Annotated in this window: 8 protein-coding genes and 1 tRNA gene; 7 read left to right on the forward strand and 2 right to left on the reverse strand. The window is 40.5% G+C overall.

From position 1 onward, the window contains the following. The coding region (gene prfA / locus L652_RS0109870) for a peptide chain release factor 1 (RefSeq protein WP_024603433.1) at positions 1-876 on the reverse strand (876 nt) is incomplete at its 3' end. 7 nt (positions 877-883) lie between these two features. Further along, positions 884-2,140 (reverse strand): glutamyl-tRNA reductase, encoded by a 1,257-nt coding sequence (hemA, locus tag L652_RS0109875; RefSeq protein WP_024594740.1) that lies wholly within the window; start codon positions 2,138-2,140, stop codon positions 884-886. A gap of 83 nt (positions 2,141-2,223) precedes the next feature. Here hemA and lolB point away from each other — a divergent pair, with 83 nt between their 5' ends. The 7 genes from lolB (at position 2,224) to L652_RS0109910 (ending at position 7,740) form a co-directional block, all read left to right on the forward strand. Next, entirely contained in the window at positions 2,224-2,811 is a 588-nt protein-coding gene (gene lolB, locus L652_RS0109880) for a lipoprotein insertase outer membrane protein LolB (RefSeq protein ID WP_024594739.1), read from the forward strand. A 2-nt stretch (positions 2,812-2,813) separates the two neighbouring features. Further along, the gene (gene ispE, locus L652_RS0109885; protein ID WP_029770253.1) at positions 2,814-3,668 is read left to right on the forward strand and encodes a 4-(cytidine 5'-diphospho)-2-C-methyl-D-erythritol kinase; all 855 of its coding nucleotides are present in this window, start codon (positions 2,814-2,816) and stop codon (positions 3,666-3,668) included. A gap of 83 nt (positions 3,669-3,751) precedes the next feature. Beyond that, positions 3,752-4,699 (forward strand): ribose-phosphate pyrophosphokinase, encoded by a 948-nt coding sequence (locus tag L652_RS0109890; RefSeq protein WP_002958550.1) that lies wholly within the window; start codon positions 3,752-3,754, stop codon positions 4,697-4,699. Positions 4,700-4,848: 149 nt separating this feature from the next. Continuing rightward, positions 4,849-5,460 carry a 50S ribosomal protein L25/general stress protein Ctc gene (locus L652_RS0109895; protein WP_002958549.1) on the forward strand — a complete coding sequence of 204 codons (612 nt, stop codon included), beginning with the start codon at positions 4,849-4,851 and terminating at the stop codon, positions 5,458-5,460. Positions 5,461-5,479: 19 nt separating this feature from the next. Then, positions 5,480-6,064 carry an aminoacyl-tRNA hydrolase gene (gene pth, locus L652_RS0109900; protein WP_002958548.1) on the forward strand — a complete coding sequence of 195 codons (585 nt, stop codon included), beginning with the start codon at positions 5,480-5,482 and terminating at the stop codon, positions 6,062-6,064. 53 nt (positions 6,065-6,117) lie between these two features. Further along, positions 6,118-7,209 (forward strand): redox-regulated ATPase YchF, encoded by a 1,092-nt coding sequence (gene ychF, locus L652_RS0109905; RefSeq protein ID WP_002958547.1) that lies wholly within the window; start codon positions 6,118-6,120, stop codon positions 7,207-7,209. Between the two features lie 454 nt (positions 7,210-7,663). Then, positions 7,664-7,740, forward strand: a tRNA-Met gene (locus L652_RS0109910). The last annotated feature ends 58 nt before the right edge of the window (positions 7,741-7,798 follow it).

Here is a 7,798-nt window from a genome sequence, read left to right on the forward strand (position 1 = left end):
TTCTGCCGCATGGCGTTTTTCATCTTCAGCTTGTTGCAGTCGAGCTGCAAGTACTGACATCGCTTTAGCGCGGTTTTTATGTTGCGAACGCTGATCCTGACACTCCACCACAACACCGGTAGGTATATGTGTAAGTCGAATAGCAGAATCAGTTTTATTTACATGCTGACCACCTGCGCCTGATGCACGAAATGTATCAACTTTTAAATCTGCTGTATTAATTTGTATCGCTTCAGCTTCTGGTACTTCTGCCATAACCGCAACAGTACACGCAGAGGTATGAACACGACCTTGTGATTCAGTCTCTGGCACACGTTGTACGCGGTGTACACCTGATTCAAACTTTAATTGACCGTAAACGCCTTCGCCACTGATATTTGCAATAACTTCTTTGTAACCGCCATGCTCACCTTCATTGGTGCTTACAACTTCTACTTTCCATTTTTTATTTTCTGCGTAGCGGCTGTACATACGAAATAAGTCACCAGCAAAAATAGCCGCTTCATCGCCGCCCGTCCCTGCACGTACTTCAACAAAAACGTTGTTGTTATCTCGCGGATCTTTTGGCAACATTAATACTTGAATTTGATCTTCAATCACTAGTATTTGTGCTTTTGCTTCTTTATATTCTTCTTGCGCCATTTCACGCATTTCAGGGTCAGAATCTTTAAGCATTTCTTCTGCACTGGCTAAATCGTCTTGCGTTTCTTTATAGTTTAAAAACGTTTTTACAATCTCTTCAAGCTCAGAATACTCTTTTGAAAGCGCACGAAAACGGTTTTGATCACTAATGACCGACGGGTCGCTTAGCAGCGCTTGTACTTCTTCGTAACGCTCTACTAAGGTTTCTAATTTATTATAAACAGACTCTTTCATTTAACGGTTATTCCTGATCAATACCTAACATTTTTTTCAACTGGTTTAGCTGCGCCACTTCACCTTTTTTCGCTGCATCTTGTATTGCACGGGTAGGCGCGTGCATTAAGCGATTGGTTAATTTATTGGCGAGCTCTAATATAATTTTTTCTGCATCTTTACCTGTATTGAGCTGACTAACAGCACGCTCTACAAGTTCAGACTTAATTGTTTGTACATCGTTTCGATAATGGCGGATTAAATCTACCGAATCGAGTGAACGCATCCACATTGCAAATTCTTTGGTGCGTTCAGTAATAATTATTTGCGCTTGCTGTGCAGCTTGCTCGCGCGCTGCCATATTCTCGCTTACAATGGTTTGTAAGTCATCAACGGAATATAAATAGGCAGCATCTAGCTCCCCAACTTGGCTTTCTATATCACGCGGAACCGCTATATCTATAAATAGCATAGGTTTGTGACGTCGCTGCTTTAGCGCCTGCTCAACCACCCCTTTACCAATAATAGGCAAAGTGCTGGCTGTAGAACTAATCACTATATCGGCTTTATGCAAACGCTCAGGCAATTGCGCCAAAGCAATCACATCTGCCGACACTTCATCAGCTAAGTTACGAGCTCGCTCAATAGTTCTATTTGCAACAGTGATATTTTGAGGCTCATTTTGGTATAAATGTTTAGCAACCAATTCAATGGTTTCACCTGCGCCAATTAATAACACATTGGTCTTATCAAGCTTGCCATAAATATGCTTTGCCAAGTTAACTGCAGCAAACGCTACCGATACAGCACTTGCGCCAATATCGGTTTCAGTTCTAACTTGTTTCGCTACTGAAAATGTTTTTTGAAACAACCTATCAAACGTAACACCTACTGCATCGTGGTTTTTAGCACTAAAAAACGATTGTTTTATTTGCCCCAAAATTTGCGGTTCGCCCAACACCAAAGAATCCAACCCACACGCCACGCGCATTAAGTGATTAATAGCATCGTTATCTTCGTAGCAATAAGTGTTTTTGCTCAGTTCATGTTCATCCAAACCATGGAAACTGGCAAGCCAGCTCAACAGTGTTTGGGAATTTTGCTGAGCGAGGCTACAATAGATCTCGGTTCGATTGCAGGTAGACACAATAACCGCTTCATTAAAGTCGGCATGGCCACTTAATTGTTGCAACGCCTCTGAAATTTGCTCAGGCGAAAAAGCCACTTTTTCACGTAATTCTACGGATGCGGTTTTGTGATTTATACCTAGTGCTATTATGGTCATATTTGCCAAATATTGCTGAGCCCTACTTCAAAGGCGGTAATTTTACCAAAAATCAGCGGAATATGGAAAGTAAGGAACAACATTTGATTCGACAATATTTGATTTTATTCATGTTTTTTTTGTTTTTAGGTGGCTGTGCTCATCAAATTGATACAAAAACAACACTTTATGATGATTGGAAACCACGTTTAGCTGCTCAAAAAACTTGGCAAGTAGAAGGTAAACTTGCATTTATTAGCCCAGAAGAGCGTCAATCTGCAAACTTAAATTGGCAGCAAACAACAAATTCCAATAATTTAATACTGACTACTTTTATTGGTACTCGTATTTTGTCGCTTAAACAAACAGCTAACGGTGCTGAATTAGAGTTTGACGGTGAACAATACTTTGATACTAACGCTGCAGAGCTTTTAAAACGATTAACGGGTTTTACACTACCGGTTGATAATGCCGATAACTGGCTTAAAGGCACTATTGACGATGAAAGTTTAATTGTTGATGAGCTTGGGCGTGCAAAGCAAGTATTATGGTTTGATAATACAGGCAAAAAATGGCAAATAGATTATGGCGCCTATGTACAAAACGCAGGTTACTGGTTACCTACTAAACTGACGTTAAAGCACCAACAAATAAAAATTAAAATTCAACTATACGATTGGCAGTTTAAATAAGTATGAATAACAAAACCTCTTTTTCACTTATTGCTCCGGCAAAACTCAATTTATTTTTACATATTAATGCTCGCCGAGAAGATGGCTATCATGAACTTGAAACCTTATTTACTTTTTTAAATTTTGGTGATGAGCTGCATTTTGAGTTAACAACAGATGGGAGTATTTCTGTCGGTGGTGATACTAAAGACATCCCTCTAAATGATAATCTCATCTATAAAGCTGCTTTATTATTACAAACACACTGTAAAACCTCTTTGGGTGTAAAAATAAATTTAATTAAGCGCTTGCCGATGGGGGGCGGTGTTGGAGGAGGTTCATCTGACGCAGCGAGTACTTTATTAGCCCTAAATAAGTTATGGAAATTGGCACTAAATTTAGAAACACTAGCTCAACTAGGGCTCAAGTTAGGGGCAGATGTTCCAGTGTTCATACAAGGTCAAAGCGCCATAGCGCACGGTATTGGTGAAAAACTACACCACGTAACACTTGAACAAAAATGGTACTGCGTTGTACACCCTAACCAACATGTAAGTACCGCAAAAATATTTACACATCCAGATTTAAAACGCGACACACCAAAAATAATAGGCGACTGGAAACACCATACTTTGACCAACGATTGTGAGCCTTTAGTTAAAAAGCTTTGCCCCGAGGTTGAAAAAACCCTCCAGTGGTTGCTAAAATACGCACCGTCGAAGATGACCGGAACAGGTTCATGTTGTTTTGTCGAATTTGCTAGCCAAGTTCAAGCACAAGATGTACTTGAAAATCTCCCCCATACTTGGCAGGGTTTTGTGGCTTCAAGCGCAAATGTCTCACCTGCTCATANCCGCCATATTCGATCAATGAAGTAACGTACAAGTAATCATAAGTTAACCCGCAGTGAAATTTATCATTGCCCGTTAGTCCAAATATTCAGTGCCTGAGGAACCCTACCGTGCCTGACATGAAGCTCTTCGCTGGTAACGCAACACCTGAGTTAGCTCAAAAAGTTGCAAAACGTTTATATATTGAATTAGGCGATGCTGTTGTTGGCCGTTTTAGCGACGGTGAGATCAGTGTTCAAATAAATGAAAATGTTCGTGGCTCGGACGTTTTTATCTTGCAATCAACCTGTGCCCCTACAAACGATAACCTGATGGAACTTATCGTTATGGTTGATGCTCTACGTCGTGCATCTGCAGGTCGTATTACTGCCGTCATTCCTTATTTTGGTTATGCGCGCCAAGACCGTCGTGTACGTTCTGCTCGTGTTCCAATTACCGCTAAAGTTGTTGCAGATTTCTTATCAAGTGTTGGTGTTGACCGTGTTCTTACGGTTGATTTACACGCTGAACAAATCCAAGGCTTCTTTGATGTACCTGTAGATAACGTATTTGGCAGCCCTGTATTACTTGAAGATATGAAAGAACGCGACTTTGAAGACGTCGTTGTTGTATCTCCAGATATTGGTGGTGTTGTACGTGCTCGTGCAATTGCAAAACTACTAAACGATACCGATTTAGCAATCATTGATAAACGTCGCCCTCAAGCAAATGTTTCTCAAGTAATGCACATTATTGGTGACGTTGAAGGTCGTGATTGTATTATCGTAGATGATATGATTGATACCGGTGGTACATTGTGTAAAGCCGCAGAAGCACTTAAAGAACATGGCGCTAAGCGTGTATTTGCATACGCAACACACCCTATCCTTTCAGGTAAAGCAGCCGAAAACTTACGTGACTCAATGATTGATGAAGTAATTGTAACTGACTCAATTCCGCTATCTGATGAGCTTAAAGCCCTTGATAAAGTTAAGGTACTTACGCTTGCTGACATGTTAGCAGAGACTATTCGTCGTATTAGTAACGAAGAATCTATCTCAGCGATGTTTGAACACTAAAATTAAACATTCCTGAATATAAAAGCGCCTTTTGGCGCTTTTTTTGTAAGCGATGTTTATTTTATCTGGGCGTGGTGGTATGATAGCGCGCCTTTTGGCTAGGGACCTTGGTCGCAAAGGCCCTACACATTTAAATAACTGGAGACATCATGTCTAACAAAACTTATACGTATAACGCTGAACTTCGCGTAGAAACTGGTACTGGTGCGAGCCGCCGCCTACGTCGCGAAGACAAAGTTCCTGCAATCCTTTACGGAGCTGATAAAGAAGCTTTATCTCTTACTTTTGCTCATAAAGATATGATCAAAGCTCAAGAAGACGAAGGTTTCTACACGCATATCCTTACGCTTAACGTTGATGGCGAAGCTGTTGAAGTAATCTTAAAAGATATCCAACGTCACCCATTCAAGCCTAAGCTTACTCACCTTGATTTCCAACGTGTAGATGCTACTCATAAATTTCAAACTAAAGTTCCTCTACACTTCATCGGTGAAGAGATTGTAACTAAAGCTGGCGCAACTGTTGTTCACCAGTTAACTGAAGTTGAAATTACGTGTCTTCCAAAAGCACTTCCAGAATTCATTGAAGTAGATGTTTCTAAGTTTGTTGTTGGCGATTCAGTTCATATCTCTGACCTAACTTTCCCTAAAGGCGTTAGCTCTGTAGATTTAGCTAAAGGCGAAGGCCATGATCAGTCTATCCTGACTATCAAAGCAAACAAAGCAGCTCCAGTTGAAGACGACGCTGCAGCAGCAGAATAATATTTAAGGTCTCGCAACCTTGAATTCTATTCAAATGCTTGTGGGCCTGGCTAATCCAGGCCCCGAATACGCAAACACACGCCACAATGCAGGTGCTTGGTTCATCGAGCAAATCGCTGCACGCTATAACTGCACTCTAAAACACGATCCTAAATATCACGGCCTTACAGGCAAAGTGATCATTCAAGGCCAAGAATTCAAATTATTGATCCCCACTACTTACATGAATTTAAGTGGTAAAGCGGTCAGTAGTTTAGCTAATTTTTTCAAAATCCCTGTCGAGGACATTTTAGTTGCCCATGACGAATTGGATTTAGACCCAGGCGTTGCCAAATTAAAAAAAGGTGGCGGGCATGGCGGTCATAATGGTTTAAAAGACATTATTGCAAAAATGGCAAATCAAAAAGACTTTATGCGCTTGCGCATTGGTGTAGGTCATCCGGGGCATCGTGAAATGGTAACTGGTTGGGTGCTTGGAAAAGCGGCCAAAGAAGACCAAGAAAAAATGGATGCTGCTGTTGATGAAGCAGTTCGTTGCATGGAAATACTTGCAAAAGATGGTGTGTTAAAAGCACAAAACAGACTACATTCGTTTAAACCCTAGTAACTTGGGTCCAAGTACACCGTTTAAACGAATTCTAAACAAGGTATCTTACTATGGGTTTTAAATGTGGCATCGTTGGCTTGCCTAACGTAGGTAAATCAACGCTTTTCAATGCACTAACTAAAGCGGGTATTGAAGCCGCTAACTTTCCTTTTTGTACCATTGAGCCTAATACAGGTGTGGTACCTGTGCCAGATCCTCGTCTAGACGAACTTGCTAAAATTGTTAATCCTCAACGAGTTCTTACCACTAGTATGGAATTTGTAGACATTGCTGGCTTGGTAAAGGGCGCATCTAAAGGTGAAGGCCTTGGTAACCAGTTTTTAGCTAACATTCGTGAAACCGATGCAATTGGCCACGTAGTTCGCTGTTTTGAAGATGAAAACATCATACACGTAGCAGGCACTATTGACCCTGCTGACGATATTGACGTAATCAACACTGAGTTAGTACTTGCTGATATGGATAGCGCTGAAAAAGCCCTTTTCCGTAACGCAAAAAAAGCAAAAGGTGGTGATAAAGACGCCAAAGAGCAAAATGCCGTACTTGAAAAAGTAAAAGTGCATCTTGATGAAGGCTTAACTTTACGCGCTTTAGCATTAACTAAAGAAGAAAAAGCAGCAATCAGCTCTATCAACTTCTTAACTATTAAACCAACTATGTATATTGCAAACGTTGCTGAAGATGGTTTTGAAAATAATCCATACCTTGACCGTGTACGCGCTATTGCTGCAGCAGAAGATGCGATTGTTGTTCCTGTATGTGCTGCTATCGAATCTGAGCTTTCAGAATTAGATGACGAAGACAAGCTTGAGTTTATGGCTGATCTTGGCTTAGAAGAGCCCGGCCTTAATCTTGTTATTCGTGGTGGTTATGAATTACTACAATTACAAACTTATTTCACTGCGGGTGTTAAAGAAGTGCGTGCATGGACAATCCCTGTAGGTGCAACAGCGCCACAAGCAGCGGGTAAAATCCATACCGACTTCGAGCGTGGCTTTATTCGTGCGCAAACGATTGCTTTTGACGACTTTGTTGCCTTTAAAGGTGAAAGCGGCGCAAAAGAAGCAGGTAAGATGCGTCAAGAAGGTAAAGAGTACATTGTTAAAGACGGCGATGTAATGAACTTCTTGTTCAACGTATAAGTTAAATGAAACCGAATTAGTATTGGTAATAATTTTAAAGGCTCGTTTTTACGAGCCTTTTTTGTACCTCCAACGTTATAAACTTATAAAATTGATATAGCCCCAACCTAAATGCCTACGTTTAATCTAAAAAAACACACTGCGCAGAAGATCAAACCTCAATAATAAGTACCTCTTAAACAAATTAATGTTAAGATTTAACCAGAGCGTAATAATTTGTTGAATAATCAAACAGCTTCAAACTATTGGTTTTTGCTTTTTTATTTAGCGACAAATTTTGTATGTGAATTGCACTCAAAAAATCATCATTTTTATTAAAATTTAGCCGCTTAGCTTAATTTTCCTGCAAACAAACACAGTTAAGTGTTTTTTTGCAAAAAAGGTGTTGACGAATTTGGGTCATATCAGCATAATACGCCCCGCACTCAGCGATGAAGTGCTAACAAAAAAAGATGGCTAAGTAGCTCAGCTGGTTAGAGCACATCACTCATAATGATGGGGTCACAGGTTCAAATCCCGTCTTAGCCACCATATTTTTTGTTGCTCAATGAAGAGTTTAAAATAACTACCTTGTGTGCGGGAGTGGCGG

Source organism: Pseudoalteromonas sp. TB25 (genome assembly GCF_000497995.1).
Classification (GTDB): domain Bacteria; phylum Pseudomonadota; class Gammaproteobacteria; order Enterobacterales; family Alteromonadaceae; genus Pseudoalteromonas; species Pseudoalteromonas distincta.

Bases quoted from the DNA above. Each gene is read 5' to 3' on its own strand.
- hemA (WP_024594740.1), bottom strand. From the start codon at position 2,140: ATGACCATAATAGCACTAGGTATAAATCACAAAACCGCATCCGTAGAA.
- L652_RS0109895 (WP_002958549.1), top strand. From the start codon at position 4,849: ATGTCTAACAAAACTTATACGTATAACGCTGAACTTCGCGTAGAAACT.
- ychF (WP_002958547.1), top strand. From the start codon at position 6,118: ATGGGTTTTAAATGTGGCATCGTTGGCTTGCCTAACGTAGGTAAATCA.